The 20,095-nt window shown below is 41.4% G+C and carries 17 protein-coding genes and 1 pseudogene; 2 read left to right on the top strand and 16 right to left on the bottom strand.

Translation table 11 applies throughout. The features are described 5' to 3' along the window. Positions 1–666: 666 nt before the first annotated feature. The 15 genes from E0E16_RS02020 to E0E16_RS02090 all read right to left on the bottom strand — a co-directional run bounded on the left by E0E16_RS02020 (position 667) and on the right by E0E16_RS02090 (position 17,660). Complete coding sequence (locus tag E0E16_RS02020) at positions 667–1,167, bottom strand: hypothetical protein (protein WP_130828605.1); 501 nt, start codon at positions 1,165–1,167, stop codon at positions 667–669. Between the two features lie 5 nt (positions 1,168–1,172). Next, positions 1,173–2,954 (bottom strand): AAA family ATPase, encoded by a 1,782-nt coding sequence (locus E0E16_RS02025; RefSeq protein ID WP_130828606.1) that lies wholly within the window; start codon positions 2,952–2,954, stop codon positions 1,173–1,175. Positions 2,955–2,956: 2 nt separating this feature from the next. Beyond that, the gene (locus E0E16_RS02030) at positions 2,957–5,464 is read right to left on the bottom strand and encodes a transglycosylase domain-containing protein (RefSeq protein WP_130828607.1); all 2,508 of its coding nucleotides are present in this window, start codon (positions 5,462–5,464) and stop codon (positions 2,957–2,959) included. A gap of 47 nt (positions 5,465–5,511) precedes the next feature. Beyond that, positions 5,512–6,426, bottom strand: coding sequence for a tRNA (adenosine(37)-N6)-dimethylallyltransferase MiaA (miaA, locus tag E0E16_RS02035; protein ID WP_130829713.1), 915 nt, complete (start codon positions 6,424–6,426; stop codon positions 5,512–5,514). Between the two features lie 7 nt (positions 6,427–6,433). Then, on the bottom strand, positions 6,434–7,204 hold the full coding sequence (gene lpxA, locus E0E16_RS02040) for an acyl-ACP--UDP-N-acetylglucosamine O-acyltransferase (RefSeq protein ID WP_130828608.1): 771 nt from the start codon (positions 7,202–7,204) through the stop codon (positions 6,434–6,436). Between the two features lie 10 nt (positions 7,205–7,214). Next, positions 7,215–8,600, bottom strand: a complete 1,386-nt coding sequence (locus E0E16_RS02045) for a bifunctional UDP-3-O-[3-hydroxymyristoyl] N-acetylglucosamine deacetylase/3-hydroxyacyl-ACP dehydratase (RefSeq protein WP_130828609.1) — start codon at positions 8,598–8,600, stop codon at positions 7,215–7,217. A gap of 6 nt (positions 8,601–8,606) precedes the next feature. Then, on the bottom strand, positions 8,607–9,647 hold the full coding sequence (gene lpxD / locus E0E16_RS02050; RefSeq protein WP_130828610.1) for a UDP-3-O-(3-hydroxymyristoyl)glucosamine N-acyltransferase: 1,041 nt from the start codon (positions 9,645–9,647) through the stop codon (positions 8,607–8,609). A 43-nt stretch (positions 9,648–9,690) separates the two neighbouring features. Beyond that, positions 9,691–10,911, bottom strand: coding sequence for an HD domain-containing protein (locus E0E16_RS02055; RefSeq protein ID WP_130828611.1), 1,221 nt, complete (start codon positions 10,909–10,911; stop codon positions 9,691–9,693). Positions 10,912–10,959: 48 nt separating this feature from the next. Continuing rightward, positions 10,960–11,781: an orotidine-5'-phosphate decarboxylase gene (gene pyrF / locus E0E16_RS02060; protein WP_130828612.1), complete on the bottom strand. Its 822-nt coding sequence runs from the start codon at positions 11,779–11,781 to the stop codon at positions 10,960–10,962. Positions 11,782–11,830: 49 nt separating this feature from the next. Then, a complete protein-coding gene (gene prfA / locus E0E16_RS02065) occupies positions 11,831–12,940 on the bottom strand; it encodes a peptide chain release factor 1 (RefSeq protein WP_130828613.1) in 1,110 nt (369 codons plus the stop codon). 14 nt (positions 12,941–12,954) lie between these two features. After that, on the bottom strand, positions 12,955–14,121 hold the full coding sequence (locus E0E16_RS02070) for an AIR synthase-related protein (protein ID WP_130828614.1): 1,167 nt from the start codon (positions 14,119–14,121) through the stop codon (positions 12,955–12,957). A 31-nt stretch (positions 14,122–14,152) separates the two neighbouring features. Beyond that, a complete protein-coding gene (locus E0E16_RS02075) occupies positions 14,153–14,902 on the bottom strand; it encodes a shikimate dehydrogenase family protein (RefSeq protein ID WP_130828615.1) in 750 nt (249 codons plus the stop codon). A 15-nt stretch (positions 14,903–14,917) separates the two neighbouring features. Continuing rightward, on the bottom strand, positions 14,918–15,652 hold the full coding sequence (gene ubiE / locus E0E16_RS02080) for a bifunctional demethylmenaquinone methyltransferase/2-methoxy-6-polyprenyl-1,4-benzoquinol methylase UbiE (RefSeq protein ID WP_130828616.1): 735 nt from the start codon (positions 15,650–15,652) through the stop codon (positions 14,918–14,920). Between the two features lie 87 nt (positions 15,653–15,739). Then, positions 15,740–16,690, bottom strand: a complete 951-nt coding sequence (locus E0E16_RS02085) for a phosphoribosylaminoimidazolesuccinocarboxamide synthase (RefSeq protein WP_130828617.1) — start codon at positions 16,688–16,690, stop codon at positions 15,740–15,742. Positions 16,691–16,694: 4 nt separating this feature from the next. Continuing rightward, entirely contained in the window at positions 16,695–17,660 is a 966-nt protein-coding gene (locus tag E0E16_RS02090; RefSeq protein WP_130828618.1) for a PhoH family protein, read from the bottom strand. A gap of 108 nt (positions 17,661–17,768) precedes the next feature. Here E0E16_RS02090 and E0E16_RS02095 point away from each other — a divergent pair, with 108 nt between their 5' ends. Then, positions 17,769–18,584, top strand: a complete 816-nt coding sequence (locus E0E16_RS02095; protein ID WP_130828619.1) for a DUF5715 family protein — start codon at positions 17,769–17,771, stop codon at positions 18,582–18,584. 611 nt (positions 18,585–19,195) lie between these two features. Here the strand turns inward: E0E16_RS02095 and E0E16_RS14900 are convergent. Beyond that, positions 19,196–19,312, bottom strand: a pseudogene (locus E0E16_RS14900) (IS256 family transposase, variant Zn-binding type); the annotation flags it as partial. Positions 19,313–19,872: 560 nt separating this feature from the next. On the opposite strand from E0E16_RS14900, the gene E0E16_RS02100 reads away from it, so the two are divergent. Continuing rightward, positions 19,873–20,052: a hypothetical protein gene (locus E0E16_RS02100; RefSeq protein WP_130828620.1), complete on the top strand. Its 180-nt coding sequence runs from the start codon at positions 19,873–19,875 to the stop codon at positions 20,050–20,052. Positions 20,053–20,095 lie beyond the last annotated feature (43 nt).

Genomic DNA, 20,095 nt, shown 5'->3' on the forward strand with positions numbered 1-20,095 from the left:
TATTGCTGTCCGGTAAAACTTTTTTGGGGCTATCTGTGTTAGTTAAAATAGACTTAAACTTATTATTTCTTAGAATTATCGGTTATTTTAGGTCTTTTCTTGTCAAAATAAGTGCATTTTATAATGCTTACAGTTTGAAACTGAAAACCAAGCCCCAGGATGAGTAAAACGGCTGCAATACCGATGGATAAAGAGATACAGAGCTTTCAGTTAATTTTTACCGGACAGCAATAATTATAAAATGCACTTATTTTGACAAGAAAAGACCTAAAATAACCGATAATTCTAAGAAATAATAAGTTTAAGTCTATTTTAACTAACACAGATAGCCCCAAAAAAGTTTTACCGGACAGCAATACTTTTAAATAGCAATTAATATCCTTCTGATTATCAGTAAATTACGAAGCATGTCTCGGATGCAGTTTTTGTAATATAATTTCACAATGATGGTCGAGTAGAATATTCACTATCAAGCGTCTGTTTGCCATCACCTGAATACGGATTGAGGACATAAAGGGATATGTGTTATTCGGCATCGGAATAAAATACGTCAAATGTTCATGACTTGATGCAATCTTGTTGATGCTCTTTTGCTGCCTAAAAACAGCTCTTTTACACGGCAAAAGCAAAGGACTTGAATATAAGGGGTGAAGATTTTTTACAAAATTATTTTTTCTGTTTTATCATGTCTGCGTTGAGGTGTGTAACGTAGATGAGTGGCGTGTCCTTGCTTACAATCACTTGATACTTTCCGTTATTTTTGTCTTTACAATCGTAGATACACGCGAACTTGTTAATAGTCCAGCAGGTGTCCTTTTTTGCCGCGTTTTCAATTCTTGCGTAAAAAGCCTTTGAGGGGACGGAGTCGAGCACCAATGTGGCTTTGTAATTACCTCCGCTAACGGTTTCCTCATCGGCGGCGATGCTGATGGAGTCGGGGAGAATCGGTTCTGCTTTCTTGATTTTGTATTTGGGAAATGCCAATTTGGTAATTTGTTGAAGATTTATGCGAACGATTGTGTCTTGTTCTATGGGGGCAAATACTTCAGCTGCGACAGTATCTCCGGTTGGAACATTGTGCACTTTTTGACCGTTGCATGCTGTGAGCAACGCAATTCCGAAAAGTGAGATGATATGTGTGATATATGAACCGGGTGAGTTGTGCATTTGTTTCAGGATTTATTTTTTTGTGTCTCTTTCGGAAGAAGCTTTTTCAATTTTCTCTTGGCTGATGGGTTGTCGGGATAAAGTTCCAAAGCTTTTTTGTAATTGTTTATGGCAGCGGAAGTCATTCCTTCCTTTTCACAATCTTTACCCATGACTACGTATTCAGCTGATAATCTTTTCAAGAGTTGGGCTTGTCGGACTTGTTGCTCTTTAAGTGCTTTGTTCTCATCCTTTAGTCGATTGATGATTTGTAGTTTACGCCTTAAAAACCTTTTGACAATGGGTTTTTCAATGTCATATCTGCTGTGTATGGCCAAGAAGAAGTTTTTTAAGAATGAATCGAAATCTCCCCGCTCGAACGATGCGTTGGCATCGAAATATTCTTTGTCGGCTTTACTTTGCACCAGTGCTTTTTCTATTATGCTCCTATTGTTGAAATGCTCTGCGAAATGTGCTACTTCGGATTTTACGAATATGTCATTTCTTTTTATGGGTTCACGCAAGGTGATTCCTTCCAAACTCTTACATCTCGAGAGTGCAACATAGGTCTGTCCTCCGGCAAAAACCCCTCCGGTAAAATCTATGGTTACGTTCTTAAACGTAAGTCCCTGACTTTTGTGTACGGTTATCGCCCATGCCAGTTTAACGGGGAATTGTTCAAATGTACCTATCTGTTCCTCTTCGATTTTTTGTTCTTCCTCATTGAACCGATATCTGATATTTTCCCATGTCTCTCTTTCCACCTGTAGGTCTTCGTTTTCCTCTGTATGAATGTAGAGCAGCCCATCTTCCTCGTCAATGCCACTAACCGTGCCGAGAGTTCCATTAACCCATTGCTTTTCTATATCGTTTTTGATGAACATGATTTGTGCTCCCACCTTGAGCACCAATTCCATGGATGTGGGAAGGCTGCTTTCTGGAAATTCGCCTGTGATATTTCCGAAAAAAGTAACTTTATCGTTGGGAAGCAGGTCAAGTTGTTGAGAGTTTATCCAATCTACAGTGTCGCGTCTCGAAGATAGGGTAACGGACAAATCGTTGTCCTTTTCTTTTCCAACCGGTTCTTCTTTTTCTTTCGGGCATACCTGTTCGTTGATACGAGCCAAATCCTTATTGTTGATTTGATTCGTGCGAATTCTGTCGAGAATGGAAATAAAAGTGGGGTCGTTTTGTCGATAGACTTTTTGTAGTTCTATGCTGACGAGTGGAATTTGTTGGAACACTTTTGCGTCGAAGAAGTAGCTGCTTTGATAAAATGCTTGAAGCAATTTTCTGTCCTCTTCTTTCAGAACAGGTTCCAATTGATAAATGTCTCCGACAAACAGCATTTGTTTCCCACCGAACGGCTCTCGCATGTTGCGATTGTAAACACGAAGTACTTTGTCGATAAAGTCGATGATATCAGCCCTTACCATACTGATTTCATCAATAATGATAAGTTCCACCTCGCGCAAAAGTTTTTGTTTGTCGGAATTGTATTTTAGGGCGTTCCGTATATTTCTTACGGAGTATTGTTGGTCGTTTGGGAGAAGGGGATGAAAGGGAAGTTTGAAGAAACTGTGCAGTGTTGATCCACCGGCATTAATGGCCGCGATGCCGGTTGGGGCTAATATAATATGCTTTTTCTTGGTAGTCGCGGCGATGTAGTGCAGGAATGTCGATTTTCCCGTTCCTGCTCTGCCGGTCAGAAAAAGAGAATTATGCGTGAACTGAATAATTTGGAGTGCCTTCTGAAAATCCTCATTATTCAGTTCTATGCCATTAATGTCAATTTTGTTTTTCGACATTATTAGTTTTCAATGGGTTCTATTTTGGGCTTGGTGATTGGTGGCATCGGATGCTTGGGAACATTTGGTGCAGGTATCGATCGTTGCGCGTCTTCTTCGGGTACAATGTTCGGATTGCTTTCGCTTTCTTGTGTATTGTCTTCGTCCTCATCAGATTCTTGCGTCTCTTTTCTCTTTTCCCTTAGGTAAAGTTCAAGACTATCAACTTCATGGCGTCTTGGTTGTACCTCTTGGCAATTATACATCTCAGCGTCAATTTCGTCGGTATTGTTTATCCATTTTGCGTGATATTTTCTGAATTTGTTGTCCCGTAGAATGGAATAGATGAAGTTACCACAAATGGGCAAAGCTGTCTTGGAACCTTGTCCCAACGCACCGGTTCGGAAATGGATGCTTCTATATTCTCCTCCGACCCATGCCCCCACAACAAGTTTGGGACTTACCGCCATGAACCAAGCGTCAGAGTGGTTGTTTGTAGTACCGGTTTTTCCTCCCCAATCGGTATCGCCAATGATATATTGGCTCAAGGAACGACTCGTGCCTCTGCCGTCAGTGATACCGGCTTTCAATAGTTGTTGCATGAAGAAAGCACTCTTGTATTGCATCACTTGTTTTGTCTCGTTGGGTGCCACATAGACCTCATTTCCATCTTTATCTACAATCTTTGTTACGACCACGGGTTCGTGAAATTCTCCATCGTTGGCAACCGTGCAATAGGAATTGACCATTTCCAGCAAGTTTACATCGCTTGATCCCAAAGCCAGCGAAGGCTCGTCATCTAACGGACTCTTTATCCCCATGTCTTGGGCGGTTCTGATGATGTTTTTAATTCCCATTTCCTGTCCCAGTCTCACCGCGATGGTATTGATACTTCTCGCGAACGCTGTCTTTAGCGTAACGGAATCGCCGGAATATCTTCCGTTGGCATTACCGGGAGTCCATGTCTTTATAAGTCCTGTTTTTTTATCGGGAACCTGCATGCTGATAAATTCATCGCGTCGCTTATCGCAAGGTGTCAGTCCTTGGTTCATCGCTTCCGAATAGACAAACAGCTTGAAGGTAGAACCCGGTTGTCGGGCAGCTGTTACCTTGTCGTATTTCCATGTCTTGAAATCCACATCGCCCACCCATGCTCTTACTGCACCGGTCTGAGGCTCCATAGCCACCATGGAACAGTGCATGAATTTCACCATATACCTTATGGAATCCAATGACGATATTTCTTTTGTGATATAGCCTTTTTCGTAGTCAAAGAGTTGAACAGTGTGTGGCTTATTCAGATAATAAAGCACGCTGTCCTGTTGGTTGGGATATTTCTCTAACAGCTTTTTATAGAAAGGTTGTTTTTCAGCGATACTTTCGATAAACCCGGGTACTAATTTTCCATTCTCGTCTCGCCACGGATCTTGCCCACTCCAATGATTGTTGAAGTCCTTTTGTATTTTTTTCATCTGTTTCATGGCAGCTTCTTCCGCATATTTTTGCATACGCGTATCTATCGTGGTATAGATTTTAAGTCCGCTGCTGTAGAGGTCATAGCCGTTTTCGCTTGCCCAATCTTTTAAGTAGTTGGCTATATATTCCCTGAAATAGAGTGCTTGTCCGTCATAGTTCTCTTCCACGTGAACGTCCAATTTCGTTTGTATTTTCGATATGGCATCGTATTCTGTTCTTGATAACTTGTTGTGTGTTACCATATTGTATAAAACGGTGTTCCTTCTCTCCAAAGAGTTCTTGGGATTGGTGATGGGGTTGTAATACGTGGTAGCTTTCAACATTCCCACCAGTGTTGCAACCTGATCAAGTGTCAGTTTTGCCGGCGTCGTGTTGAAATAGGTTCTTGCGGCAGTCTTAATACCATAAGCATTATTACCGAAATCCACGGTGTTGGCATACATCGTCAAGATGTCTTTCTTGGAATAGATGAGTTCGAGTTTGAGGGCAATTATCCATTCCTTGCTTTTCATGATTAACATTCTGATACCCGGAATTTTGCCCAATAATCCGGTTGAATATTGAGTACGAACTCGGAACATGTTTTTTGCCAACTGTTGGGTGATGGTGGAAGCTCCGCGAGCACCGTCTTTGGTAACGGCATCTTTCAATGCACCTGCCAAACCTAAATAATCTACTCCATGGTGGCTGTAAAATCTTTCATCCTCAGTGCTAATCAAAGCATTCCAAAAATGAGGTGTTACCTCCTCATATTTCACGGGAGAGCGATTCTCCTTGAAGAACTTACCTATCAATACTGAGTCTGAACTGTAAATTTCTGAAGCGGCAAAAGTTTGTGGTGTCTTGATGTCTATAAATCCCGGAGATTTTCCAAATAGCCATAAGAAGTTAATATCTACCATTCCGAAGTATAAAAAGACACAAACTATCAATGACACCACTGCGAGAGCAGTCTTAGTGTACCATTTTCTGCCTTTATATAGATTCCTGTACCAAGGGAAGAATTGGCGTATTCCCATAAATAATTGCTTTATGAAATTCAAAATACCTTTCATCGTCTATAACGTATTCTTGTCATTGAGTAGTTTTCTACAATGCAAATTTAATGGATTTGGTATGAAGAAAGATTATTTGTAATGTAGTTTAACAATTCTTCAACGTCGTTTGGTTCAAACCATCTCATGGAAGTGTCTTTTTTTAACCATGTGAGCTGTTTTCTCGCATATCTTCGTGTATTGCTTTGAATTTTGAGAATTGCTTCATCCAAAGTGGTCAGCCCGTCAAGGTAATCAAACATTTCTTTGTATCCCACAGTGTTGAGCGCATTGAGATGTCGGTAAGAATAAACGTTCAAAGCCTCTTTTATCAGTCCTTCAGCAATCATGTTGCGGGTTCTTTGATTGATTCGGGCATATAACTCTTCTCGTGGTCTGTTCAGACCTATCTTGATAATTTTGAAAGGACGCTTTTTTTTCTTTCTTTTGCGAAAAGAGGTGTATGTCGTGCCTGACTGATGACAAATCTCCAATGCGTGAATTACTCTTCTCGGGTTTTTCCGATCAACAATTTTCCAATGTTCATAGTCGAGGGATTTTAATTCATCGACAAGAGTTTCTAATCCTTCTTTTTCAAGTCTCCGTTTCATTTCGGTTCGAACCGCATCACTTATCGTGGGCATTTCGTCTATGCTGTTGCAAACCGCATCAATGTACATCATGGAACCGCCACTAAGGATGAAAGACGTTTGTGGTTGTTGAGCCATCAGTTCCAATACCTTTTCTTCATATAAACTCGCCGAGAAATAATCGGTAATATGAAGATTTCCAACAAAATAATGTTTTACTTTTGCCAATTGTTCTTTTGTTGGTGCTGCGGTACCTATTGGCAGCTCGGCATAAATCTGTCTTGAATCGGCATTTATAATTGGAATGTTTAGGCTTTCAGCCACTTCCAGTACCAAATCGGTCTTTCCCACACCGGTGGGACCGGTTACAACTATCAGGGTCTGTGGCTCCAATCGTATGCTATTTAATGATTCCTCGTTCGGAAGTTTCCACAAAGTCGATAATATTTTTTACTTCTTGCGTCAGTTCCATGGTGTCTTTTATCTTCTGCATATTCTCTGCTCTTGTGCCTTCGCTGTACAGAATACGATATGCGTTATGTATTTGGTCGATTTGTTCTTTGCTAAATCCCCTCCGGCGAAGCCCGATGATATTGATACCGGTATATCTTATGGGGTCTCTGCCCGCTAAAATGTATGGAGGTATGTCTTGCGAAAATCTGCTTCCACCTTGAATCATTACGTTTCTGCCAATTTTGCAGAACTGATGGCAAAGAACAGCTGCGGAGATAACTGCAAAATCATCTATTGTTACTTCTCCTGCGAATTTCGTGGAGTTTCCCACAATGATGTGCGAGCCTATGATACAATCGTGAGCGATGTGCATGTTTTCCATGAAAAGATTATAATCGCCAACAATCGTTGTTCCTTTGGAGGCGGTACCCCGCGATATGGTAACATTCTCACGGATAGAGTTGTGGTTGCCAATTTCGCAAATTGTATCTTCACCTTGAAACTTTAAGTCTTGTGGTTTTGTGGAAATACTTGCACCCGGAAAGAATTCATTGCCATCCCCAATCCTTGCACCATAGTTGATGGTTACACTGTTTTGGAGTATATTGTTATCGCCGAGGATGGTATTATCATCTATGTAACAAAAGGGACCGATAATGTTGTTTTCTCCAAGTTGGGCATTTGGGTGAATAAATGCCATTGGGCTTATTTTGTTCATTTTGGGGCTTTTATTTGTTTTTAACAATTTGAGCTGTGAAAGAAGACTCCGCAACAACTTGATCGCCTACAAACATATAGCCCTTCATTGAGCTGATGCCATGTCTTACCGGAGATAACAATTCTACTCTGAAAAGTAACGTGTCGCCCGGGACAACTTTCTTTCTGAATTTTACATCATCAATCTTTAAGAAATAGGTTGACCATCGCTCCGGTTCCTCTACTTGCGATAACACCAAGATTCCGCCACATTGTGCCATGGCTTCTATTTGGAGAACACCGGGCATTACCGGTTCTTGTGGAAAGTGTCCCTGAAAGAACATTTCGTTGCTTGTTACGTTCTTTACGCCTACAATACTGGTGGAGCCCATCGCGATTATTTTATCAACCAGCTGCATGGGGTATCTGTGGGGGAGTAACTCCCTGATGCGGATATTGTCCATCAGTGGTTCTTCATTTGGGTCGTAAATTGGAGCTTGGATTTCATGTTTGCGTATTTCTCTGCGTAAGAGTCTTGAAAATTTATTATTGACAGTGTGCCCCGGTCGGGTAGCTACAATACGCCCCTTGATAGGCTTACCGATTAAAGCTACATCGCCAATGATATCAAGCAGTTTGTGTCTGGTACATTCATTGTCCCACATTAGTGGTTTGTGCTGAATATATCCTATGGCATTGGCATCGATACGCTGCACTTTAAGCAGGTCTGCCAATTGGTTTAATCTTTCTTGCTCTACTTGTTTTTCGTAGATTACAATCGCATTGTCAAGATCCCCTCCTTTGATCATGTCAGCTTTCAGTAATGGCATAATGTCTCTTACAAAGACAAAAGTTCGTGCCGGAGCTATTTCTGAAGCAAATTCATCTATACTGTCCAAAGTTGCGAATTGGCTGCTTATGAACTTCGATTCAAAAGAACACATCGCCGTGATAGAGAATTGTTCATCGGGAAATATTGTAATGACGGAATCTCCATCCTTGATTTCAATCTTTTTGCGTATGATGTAGTAGTCTTTAGGGGCTTTTTGCTCAACGATGCCAACTTCTTTAATCTTTTCTACATATTTGGCTGATGACCCATCCAAGATAGGAAATTCCGGACCGTTTATTTGTATGAGGCAGTTGTCAATACCCATAGCATATAGAGCAGCCATGCCATGCTCAATAGTACTTACACGAACATCTCCGCGAGCGATGACTGTTCCCCTTTGAGTGTCAATCACGTTTTCCGCAACTGCGTCTATGATGGGCTGATTATCTAAATCTATTCGTTGGATTTTGTAGCCTGTATTATCCGGTGCAGGATTAAAGGTAATTGTCAGGCTGTATCCCGTGTGTAATCCTTTGCCGAAGAGAGAGAAACTTCCCTTGAGCGTTTTCTGCTTTGTAGTTTCCATTATCAGTTACTTATTCTTTTTCAGTTCTTCTATTTCTTTTTGTAAAGCATTTAGTTGTTTGTACATTTCAGGTAGTTTTCTGAATATTGCTTGAGACTTGAAATATGGCTTTGATTCCATGGGAGGAGTTCCTATCAGCGTTTGATTGCTTTTGAGGTTACCGGGAACTCCGGATTGCGCACCGAGAAAAACTTTGTCGCCAATTTCAATATGACCGGCTATTCCCACCTGTCCTCCGAACATACACCATTGCCCAACTTTGGTTGAGCCTGCGATGCCCACTTGAGCACTCATGACTGTATTTTCCCCTATGTCATTGTTGTGGGCTATTTGAACAAGGTTATCTATCTTAACTCCTTTGCGCAGATAGGTGCTTCCCATCGTTGAGCGGTCTATGCAAGTATTCGCACCTATCTCAACATTATCTTCTATGGTTACTATTCCTATTTGTGGGATTTTATCGTAGTTGTTGTTTTCGTGGTTAGGGGCAAAACCAAAGCCATCGGCACCGATTACAGCTCCGGAGTGAATGATGACATTGTTACCCAACTTGCATTCATGATAAATGCTGACATTCGGATATATGATGCAATTGTTTCCCAATGTGCAATTGTCCATCACGGTTGCGTGTGGGTAGATTTGTGCTCCATCGCCAACAATCGTGTTATCCCCAACGTATGCAAACGCCCCTATATATACATTGTTACCAATTTTTGCTTTTGGTGAGATAAACGCCAAAGGATCAATACCTTGTTTCTTAGGCTTCATACTCTCATAGAGTTGTAATAGTCTTGCTACACAATCTCTTGCGTTTTTTACACGAATTAGCGTGGTAGTGGTCGGTTTCTCTGTTTTGATGTCTTCATCCACCAAAACAATGGTGCTGTCAGTTTCGTAGAGGTAGTGCGTATATTTGGGATTTGCCAAGAATGATATATCACCTTTCTTTCCATCCTCTATTTTCGCGAAAGAATTGATACGCGCATTTTCGTCTCCTTCTATGCGTCCTTGTATGAATTGTGCGATTTGCTTTGCGGTAAATTCCATTATTACTGTTTGTGCTTAATTTTGCAAAGATAACAAACTTTTGTCATATTCTATGATAACATAAGTAATATTTGCGAATTTTTTTTGATAGAAGATCAATATTAAGAATTTCAGAAGCTTCTGTAATATCTTTTAGTTGACCATCTTTTGATAGGATGCTTATGTGATCGTCGTTAATGTCGTACATGTCTTTTTGAATTGTGTCATTACACACCAAGTACTTTGTATCCTCGTAATCTAAGTTGAGTGCACTGCAGAGTTTATGTCTTTGTTCTTCGATGGCGTATTTCGAAATAGGTTCTTCATGTATCTCAACCTTAAATAATTTTCGGTTAATAAAGTCAGAGGCAAGAGTAGATAAGACAGTATCCTCATTGTTCTTCCAAACTTTCAGCGCGGACCAAAGGTCGTTATCGTCCAATTCAATATAATTTTGAAGTGCTTCCGAATTCTGATGAAAGAAATAGGTATCAACATCATTTTCAAGAAAGAATTGAAGCGATGGGGAGGCAAAGAGTTCTTTCCCTTTTCTTACCAACTCCTTGGCTCGCAACAATGTGTTGATAAGAATCTTTTCATATCCAACGGCTGTTTTGTGCAAATAGACCTGCCAATACATCAAGCGTCTTGTGGTGAGATAGTTCTCAATGGAATAAATTCCTTTTTGTTCTACCACAAGTGCATCGTTCACCACATTCAGCATCTTGATAATTCTTGCCGACCCTATATTTCCTTCCGTTACGCCGGTAAAGAAGCTATCCCTCCTAAGATAATCCAGTCTATCCATATCCAGCTGACTGCTAATAAGTTGGTGCAGGAAACGTTTGGGATATTCGTCCTTAAAAATTTTTATTGCCAAACACAGTTCTCCATTCATATCCTTATTAATACAGTCCATCATCATGAGTGATATTTCCTCGTGCGATATTCCTTGAATCAATGTGTTTTCAAGAACATGAGAGAACGGACCATGCCCTATATCGTGCATGAGGATAGCTGCTTGAACGGCTTCTGCCTCACTGTCGAAAATGAATACACCTTTTTGCTGAAGCGATAATATAGCCTCACCCATCAGATGGAAAGCACCTAATGAGTGTTGAAACCTTGTGTGTTGAGCACCCGGATAAACAACGGAAGTTACTCCGAGTTGTTTGATTCTTGAGAGCCGTTGCATCAGCGGATGCTTAATAATATCAAGTAGAATTCCTCTTGGTATTCGTATAAAGCCAAAAACCGGGTCGCTGATTATTTTGTTATCGTTCATTGTTAAAGGTGATGCCGTGGTTCAAAACAGAATACGAGCCTTTGAGAGTCAAAGTCTTGCAAGTTCTTTTTCCATTTCTTCTTGCAGTTCTTTAGCTTTCTTGGCAGCTTCTTCGGCAAAGCTCTCCCCATTATCAGCATAGATTATTCCCCTTGAGGAATTTACGATTAGTCCGCAATCTTTTGTTATTCCATATTTGCAGACTTCTTGCAGACTTCCTCCTTGTGCGCCAACTCCCGGCACTAAAAGGAAATTATCCGGAACAAATCTTCTTATGTTTTCAAACAAACGTCCTTGAGTGGCACCTACCACATACATGAGATTGTCAGGTGTTCCCCATTCTTGAGATTTTGTCAGAACGTGTTCGAAAAGTCGAGTTCCTTTTTTGTCTTCCAAAAATTGAAAATCCTTGCTTCCTTTGTTGCTGGTCAAAGCCAACAATACCACCCATTTGTTATCATATTCGAGGAAAGGCTTTACGGAGTCCTCTCCCATATAAGGAGCTACGGTAACGGAATCGATGTCATATTCTCCAAAGAATGTTTGAGCATACATTCTCGATGTATTCCCAATGTCTCCCCGTTTAGCATCAGCGATGATAAAATGATTCGGATAGTTAGATTTCAAATATTGAATTGTCTTCTCAAAAGCATGCATCCCCTTCAATCCGTAGCATTCGTAAAACGCCAAATTGGGTTTATAGGCGATGCAATAAGGAGCGGTTGCGTCAATGATGCGTTTGTTAAATGTGAATATTGGATCTTCATTCTTTAAAATAAATGCAGGAACCTTGTTCAAGTCGGTATCTAAACCTACACACAAAAAGGTTTTCTTCGTAAAGATGTGTTCAACTAATTGTTTTCTGTTCATAATATAAAAATATCTCCCATCTTAATGAAAAGATGAGAGAGGTTAATGATTATAGTTCCGATTCTTTTAGTTTTTCTGCATTTTCTGCAACGGTCAATGCGTCAATCATGTCTTGAATGTCTCCATTCATGAAACCTTGCAAATCATGCGTTGTATAACCAATTCTATGGTCTGTAACCCTACCTTGCGGATAGTTGTATGTTCTGATTTTAGCTGAGCGATCACCTGTAGAGACAAGGCTCTTGCGTCGGGTGGCGATATCGTTTACATATTTTTGATGCTCCCTGTCGTAGATGAAAGTGCGCAGTCTCGACAATGCTCTTTCTTTGTTCTTCGGTTGATCGCGTGTTTCAGTACATTCTATCAAGATTTCCTCCACTTCACCCGTGTTAGGGTTTTTCCACGGATAACGTAGGCGCACGCCTGATTCTACCTTGTTTACGTTCTGTCCACCGGCACCACTCGAACGGAACGTATCCCATTTTATATCGCCTTCATTGATGTTCACTTCAAATTTATCAGCTTCAGGCAATACTGCCACCGTGGCAGCCGATGTGTGCATTCTACCTTGGGTTTCTGTGGCTGGGACGCGTTGAACTCGATGAACTCCTGATTCGTATTTCAGCACACCGTAAACCCCATCTCCTGAAATGGCAAAGTCGATTTCCTTGAAACCTCCCACTGCACCTTCCGAAGCAGCTGTTACCGACAATGTCCATCCTTTCTTGTCGCAGTATTTCTTATACATACTGAAAAGGTCGCCGGCAAAGAGAGCCGCCTCGTCTCCACCGGTTCCGGCTCTAACCTCCATCTGTACATTTTTATCGTCTTCAGGATCTTTGGGCACAAGAAGCAACTTTATCTCTTCTTCCAAGTCAGGGCGCAGTTCTTCGTTCTCGTTTAGTTCCATCCTTGCCATTTCCTTCATGTCCGGATCGCTCTCGTTGGCGAGAATATCTTTGGCTTCTTTAATGGTTGTCAGGCAAGTTATGTATCGCTTACGAGCATTCATGATGTCGTTAAGTTCTTTATATTCCTTTGTGAGTTTAACATATCTCGCCTGATCTGCAATCACTTCCGGGTCGGTAATGAGAGTGGAAACTTCTTCAAATCTGGCTTCGAGACCATCTAACTTCTCTAATATGTTATTTTCTGCCATGCGCTATTTACTTTTTATTTGTATTCGAATTTACCGTGCTCGGATTCAATGGTCAAGCTCTTGTTACCTTCTTCTATATGTCCGATAATTTGTGCATCGATGTTGAACGATTTGCTGATATTGATGATTTGCTCTGCAACTTCTCGGCTTACATAGATTTCCATGCGATGTCCCATGTTGAACACCTGATACATTTCTTTCCAATCGGTGCCGCTGCTCTCCTTAATCGCTTTGAACAACGGAGGAACCGGGAACATATTGTCTTTTATCACTTTGCAATTTTCATCAACGAAATGCAGCACTTTTGTCTGTGCTCCCCCGGTGCAATGTACCATGCCATGTATCTCCGGCTTGCATTCATCGAGAATTCGTTTGACTACCGGCGCGTATGTGCGAGTAGGAGAAAGAACCAGCTCTCCGGCGTTGATGGGGCTACCCATTACCTTGTCGGTCAGTGTGTATTTCCCACTGTAAACGAGTTCGTTAGGTACGGCATGGTCGTAACTCTCCGGATATCTTTCCGCAAGATATTTTGCAAAGATGTCATGTCTGGCACTCGTCAGACCGTTGCTGCCCATTCCACCATTGTAGTGCTTTTCATAAGAAGCTTGTCCCGTTGAACTTAATCCTACTATGACATCGCCGGGGCGAATATTGGCATTGTCAATTACATCCGAACGTTTCATGCGACAAGTTACCGTAGAGTCCACGATGATGGTTCTCACCAAGTCGCCTACGTCCGCCGTTTCGCCTCCTGTGGGATAGATTCCGATCCCCATTTTCCTCATTTCTGCCAATAGTTCGTCCGTACCATTGATAATGGCGGAGATTACCTCTCCGGGGATGAGCATTTTGTTTCTGCCAATGGTAGAAGACACCAGTATGTTGTTTACCGCACCCACACACAACAAGTCGTCCGTATTCATCACGATGGCATCTTGGGCAATGCCTTTCCATACGCTTAAATCGCCTGTTTCTTTCCAATATAAATAAGCCAATGCCGATTTTGTTCCTGCTCCATCGGCATGCATGATATTGCAATACTCCGGATCGCCTCCCAAAATATCGGGTATGATTTTGCAAAAAGCCTGTGGGAAAAGCCCCTTGTCTATGTTTTTTATCGCATTATGTACGTCTTCTTTCGCCGCGCTGACGCCACGCATTGCATATCTGTTGTTCATAATCTTTGTCGAATAGTTGAAAAATAAATCTTTAATATTCTGTACCGTTCCAAAATGCCCAAGATGCGAAAGCTTGTAGAAGCAGCATTTCCAAACCGTTCTTCACTACGGCTCCGTGTGCTCTTCCTTTCTGTAAGAAAAGGGTTTCGTCCGGGTTGTAAATTAAATCGTATAATAATGTATGACCATCCATAGCCTCGTATGGGAGTTTCGGACATTCTTCTATATTTGGATACATCCCCAACGGGGTGCAATTGATAATTACGTTGTAATCCTTTATGATCTTTGGTGATATGTCATAATATGTCAATCCTTCCAAGCTCTTCCGTCTGGATACATATCGAGGTTCCACCCCAAGTTGTTTTAGTCCGTAGTGTATGGCTTTTGCTGCGCCGCCGGTGCCCAATACCAAGGCTTTTTTATGGTAGCGTTCCAATAATGGCTCTATACTCTTCGTAAATCCTGTTACATCGCTGTTATAGCCTTTCAGTAAGGTTTTGAAACCTTTGTGTTCCACTCTTATAACATTAACAGCTCCAATGGCTTTTGCTTCCGGACTGATGTAATCCAAGTATTTCATCACCTTTTTCTTATACGGAATGGTAACGTTAAGCCCTTTTAGTTCCGGAGTGGAATTAAGTATTTCAAGGAGGTTGTCAAGTTCTGGAATTTCGTAATTGATGTATTGCGCATCAATTCCTTCGCTCTCAAACTTTTCATTAAAATATCCCATTGAAAATGAGTGTCCAAGCGGAAAGCCTATAAGTCCGTATTTATCCATAACAAAGAATGTTTTTTATTTTTCAGCCAAATACATTGTGCAGACTCCAAAAGTTAAGCGTTTAAACGATGTACTGGAAAAACCGATCTTCTTGAGAATTTCCATCATCGTCTCTCCTTGTGGAAAAGCAGCTATTGTCTTGTTTAGGTACTCGTAAGCACTCTCGTCTTTAGAAACGAGCCGTCCATAGCCGGGTAGAATGTAGGTCGAGTAAAATCGAAAGAGTTGTTTCATGGGAAAAAGAACCGGTGTAGTCAGTTCTATGATGCATAAATGTCCGCCGGTTTTCAAGACTCTGTACATTTCGCTCAGCCCTTTTTCCAAGTCCTGAAAGTTGCGAATGCCGAAAGCAGCCGTTACTGCATCGAAAGTTTCAGCAGTGAATGATAAGTTCAGGCAATCTTCCTTGTGGAACGAAATGATATCTTGCATTCCCTCTTGTCTCACTTTGCCCCTGCCTATTTGCATCATTCCCTCAGAAATATCAACACCCGTTACCGATTGCGGTTTTAACATTCGGGTAGCGAGGATGGCAAAATCGCCTGTTCCGGTTGCGATGTCCAAAATTTTATTTGGGTGATAGGGTAGAAGCCGTTTTATCGCTTTCTTCCTCCACCCCTTGTCAATATCCCATGATAATCTGTGATTCAGCGTGTCGTAAGTCGGGGCAATGTTGTCGAACATTTCCTCTACAAGTTTTCCTTTTTCTCCGGAACCGTTATATGGTTTTATTTTTTCTTGTTTATACACGCATTTCCGTCATTATCGGCTTTGCCTCACCCCGTCATATCTTTTTGTTGGTATTTCGGCGTGAGGCAAGGTCGGATGGTTTGATGTTTATTTCTTAGATTTTAGATAGTTCTTCACGTTGTTTTCGATGCGCAGTGCCAAATCCTCATGATTGTCGGCACGTTGGAATTTCTCACCGGTGATGTGCTCGTATAGCTCAATGTATCTGTTGCTGACGCTATCCGCATATTCATCGGTTATTTCCGGCATCACCTGTCCTGGCTCGTTCATGAAATTGTGGTCTATGAGCCATTGGCGCACAAACTCTTTAGATAGCTGCTTTTGAGGCTCACCATTGCGGAATTTTTCTTCGTAGCCGTCAGCATAGAAGTAGCGACTGGAGTCAGGTGTGTGGATTTCATCAATGAGATAGCACTTCCCATCGCGTTTGCCAAATTCGTATTTTGTATCGACAAGAATGAGTCCTTGCTTTGCCGCAATTTCCTGACCGCGGGCAAAGAGTTTCCGCGTCCAATCTTCGATGATGTTGTAGTCTTCTTCCGATACAAGTCCTTGGCGAATAATCTCCTCGCGCGATATGTTCATGTCATGTCCTTCGTCAGCCTTCGTCGTAGGAGTGATGATTGGTTCCGGGAATCTTTGGTTTTCTTTCATTCCGTCGGGCAACTTCACTCCGCACAGCTCTCTGCAACCTTTCTTGTATTCTCTCCATGCCGAACCGGTAAGGATGGAGCGGATAATCATTTCCACACGAAAGCCTTCGCACTTCAAGCCTACCGTTACCATCGGATCCGGCGTTGCCAACTTCCAATTGGGACAGATGTCTGCGGTTTGGTCTAAGAATTTTGCGGCGATTTGGTTGAGAACTTGGCCTTTGAATGGGATTCCCTTCGGTAATACGACATCAAAAGCTGAAATACGGTCAGTAGCCACCATTACAATAAGGTCGTCGTTGATGTCGTAAACATCACGTACTTTACCGTGGTAAACACTCTTTTGTCCATCAAAATGGAAATCAGTTTTTGTTAATGCGTTCATTTCTTCAATTTTTAGAGTCGCTTTGTTTTGATATTTTCTTGTCGTAGGCTTCGTAGGCGGTAACGATTTTTGTTACCAACTTATGTCTTACGATATCTCTTTGGTCTAAGTTGATGACCGAAATTCCCTCTGTGTCCGAAAGGATGGACAAAGCTTCTTTCAATCCGCTCTTTTGGTTGTGGGGAAGGTCTATCTGAGTCATGTCTCCGGTGATAATCATTTTTGAGTTCCATCCCAAACGAGTCAGGAACATTCTTATTTGCGCCGGTGTGGTGTTTTGAGCCTCGTCCAAGATAACAATGGCATCGTTGAGTGTTCGTCCGCGCATGAATGCTAATGGGGCAATCTGAATAACGTGCTTGTCCATCATGTCTTGAAGTTTCACCGTCGGAATCATGTCCTCCAAAGCGTCATATAATGGTTGGAGGTACGGATCGATTTTTTCTTTCATGTCGCCCGGCAGAAAACCTAATTTCTCTCCGGCTTCCACCGCGGGGCGCGATAGGATAATACGTTTGATAGTTTTCTCCTTAAGAGCTTTAACCGCCAAGGCAATGCTTAAATAAGTCTTTCCGGTTCCGGCAGGACCAACGGCAAACACCATGTCATTTTTTTCAAAAGCATCCACCAATTCTTGTTGATTCTTCGAGCGGCTTTTTATGGGCTTTCCGGAGATGGAGTAAACCAAAACGCCTTTTATTGCCTCTTCTCTTGATTTTCTTCCTTTGACGATGTCAAGAATATCTTCATCATGGATGGTGTTGTATTTCACAATGTGCCGGCGCATTTTCTCAATGTGTTCTTCCAGCTTTGCCATCTCTTCTTCGTCGCCAAGCACCCTGACGACATTGTCTCTTGCCACAATCCTTATTTTAGGGTGTAGCGACTTGATTATCTGTAGATGCGAATTGCCCACCCCATAGAAAACCACCGGGTCGATGTCTTCAAGAATAATATGCTTTTCTATCAACTTTTCTCTTGTAATTTATAGGGCACAAAGTTAATATAAAATAGCGAACCTTGCAAATAATTCTTAATTCATAATTTATTATTCTCAATTTATGCTTACCTTTGCCAAATGAAGAAGAAGTATAAAATAACGAAGAATGGCTTTCTAAAAATATTTCTTGTCGTAACGGCGGCTTTGGCATTGACTCGTCTCATTTATCCCTCCGTTGTTAAGGTGAGGCGTTCGTCCTCCACACATGAGAGTGGACTCTCTGACGTTCGCCATTCCAAAGATAAAAATGAAAATGTGCAATTCGAGGGAAATATGGGCGATAAAAGTATTGATCCTGCTCAGCGCGCGACATCCCGCTTTTTTACAGCTGATGGTAAGGAGGGACGGCATAAAATCTGGAGCGTGGCGAGTTATGAGGAGAGTTTTCCTGACTCTCAAAACGTCCAATGGGCTGCGGCATCGTTGCATGGAGTGCCTCCCGTAAGGAATCGTGAAGATGCGGAGAATAGAAAACGTGAACTGGTTTACATAGCTGCCAATCCTTATTATGAAGTGAGAAAGTTGTCGAGCAGCATTCCTTATCTTGTTCCGAGAGCCGCGATATTGCTTCAAGACATCGGTCGGAATTTCTTCGACAGCTTGCAGATAAAGGGTATTCCCCTTAACAAGTTGTATGTTACAAGTGTGTTGCGCACAAAGGAAGATGTGGAGAAGCTTCGGCGTCATAATGGTAATGCCACCGAAAACAGTTGCCATCTGCGTGGAACGACTTTCGATGTGGCTTATAATAAGTATGGTGCCATATCGCGTCCCGTTCGTGATGACACGTTGAAATGGGTGCTGTGCGAGGTGTTGAACGACATGCGGAAGCAGGAGCGTTGCTACATAAAGTATGAGAAGAAACAAGGATGCTTCCATATCACGGTCAGATAACATGTTCAATGCCCTGCCGGCTTGCGAAAGTGAAACAGTAAGCCGGTTTCAGTTACTTGAAATCAACAACCGATAAAAAGGACAATAAAATAAGAAATGTTCACATTTGTCGGTTGAAATGAAGTGCATGTTTTAATTTTTGTTCGACTTCGTTTGTGTTTATGCGAAAAATAGGTGCGTTTCTTAATCCATTGATAATCAGTTGTGTTTGAAAAACAGGTGATTCTTCGGGTTTCAAAAGCTTAGCTATTGGTTTGCAAAAGCTTAGCCATTGGTTCTCAAAAGCTTAGCTGTTGGCGAACAAAACATGGCGTTTAGAACCGATAATCAAGGCGATGGCATGGTAAAAGCTTAGCTTTTGAAGACGATGCCTCTTCATTTTTGTCGTTTTCATTTTGCTTGCTTAGTTCTCTGTGAAAAAATCTCACTCTTTTTACCTCTATTTGGAAAATTCTCATTGTAAAAATATTTGCAAGCAATCATTAATTTAGTTGAACTTTAGAACAATTTAGGCGTAATGGACATTTTTCAGGCTGTTTTTTTGTGTTAGATGTTCAATAGCTCATTTTGCAGGCTGGTTTTATTCGGAATATTCAAAGAGTTTATATACCTTTGAAGAGACTCTTTTTGCCGTCAATGATCAGACCGCGTATGACATACCCACGCTTCTCAATTCTTCCGACCGCATCTTCATAGTCCTTCACCGTCTCGCTCTTTACAAAGGATAGTACCCAACTTTTAATTTTGAGACATCTTAAATGCCCATAAAGTTAGTGTACATCGGAAAGATAGCAATGTTTCAGCCTGCAAGATGAACTGTAGAACTTCTTTTATGATGTAGGGAATAGACCGTAAATTGTTTGTTTTTTTTAAAAGTTGCAAAATATGGGGAAATATATTATAAAAAGTTGCAAAATACGAAAAGATACCTTACCTTTGCCAACAAATTAAATACTGATAGAGATTGGGATCAGCTTTTTCACATAGCCGCTTACAGTTTTGTACCAAATATTCTTTGGTTCGGGATGTGCTGCAAAGAAAAAACAACTTTCTTTCTTCTTTTAACGCAAATTATTTGGTAGTTCCAAATAATTTTGTACTCTCTCTCTCTCTCTCTCTCTCTCTCTCTCATATAATTTAGGTATATCTTCTTTCATCCTCCTTTCTGCGCATTATGCTTTGGTGCGCAGCGAATCTTTGTGTCCGTTTGTGGGGGATAAATCTCTGCCTTCCTTTATGGTAGTATATTCAGAAATTAAAAATCATATTCAAAATTTATTGTAGCGTTATGAACAAAACAGAAACTGGTGTCGTCGTTGTCAAGGCGGCTTACGTTCGTCCCCGCATCGCTTGTTATGAAGCAGAGTCCGAGTCTTCGCTTTGTGTTGGAACCAGTCCTTCCGATGGCGGACATAAGCCTGTCCTTCCCGATCCCAAAGGTAATCTTATTGAAGAGGAAGAACCTTAAAGTGGATGAGAACAGATCTTAAATACTTTATTCGTAATAACCA

Source organism: Prevotella rectalis, from assembly GCF_900607215.1.
Classification (GTDB): domain Bacteria; phylum Bacteroidota; class Bacteroidia; order Bacteroidales; family Bacteroidaceae; genus Prevotella; species Prevotella brunnea.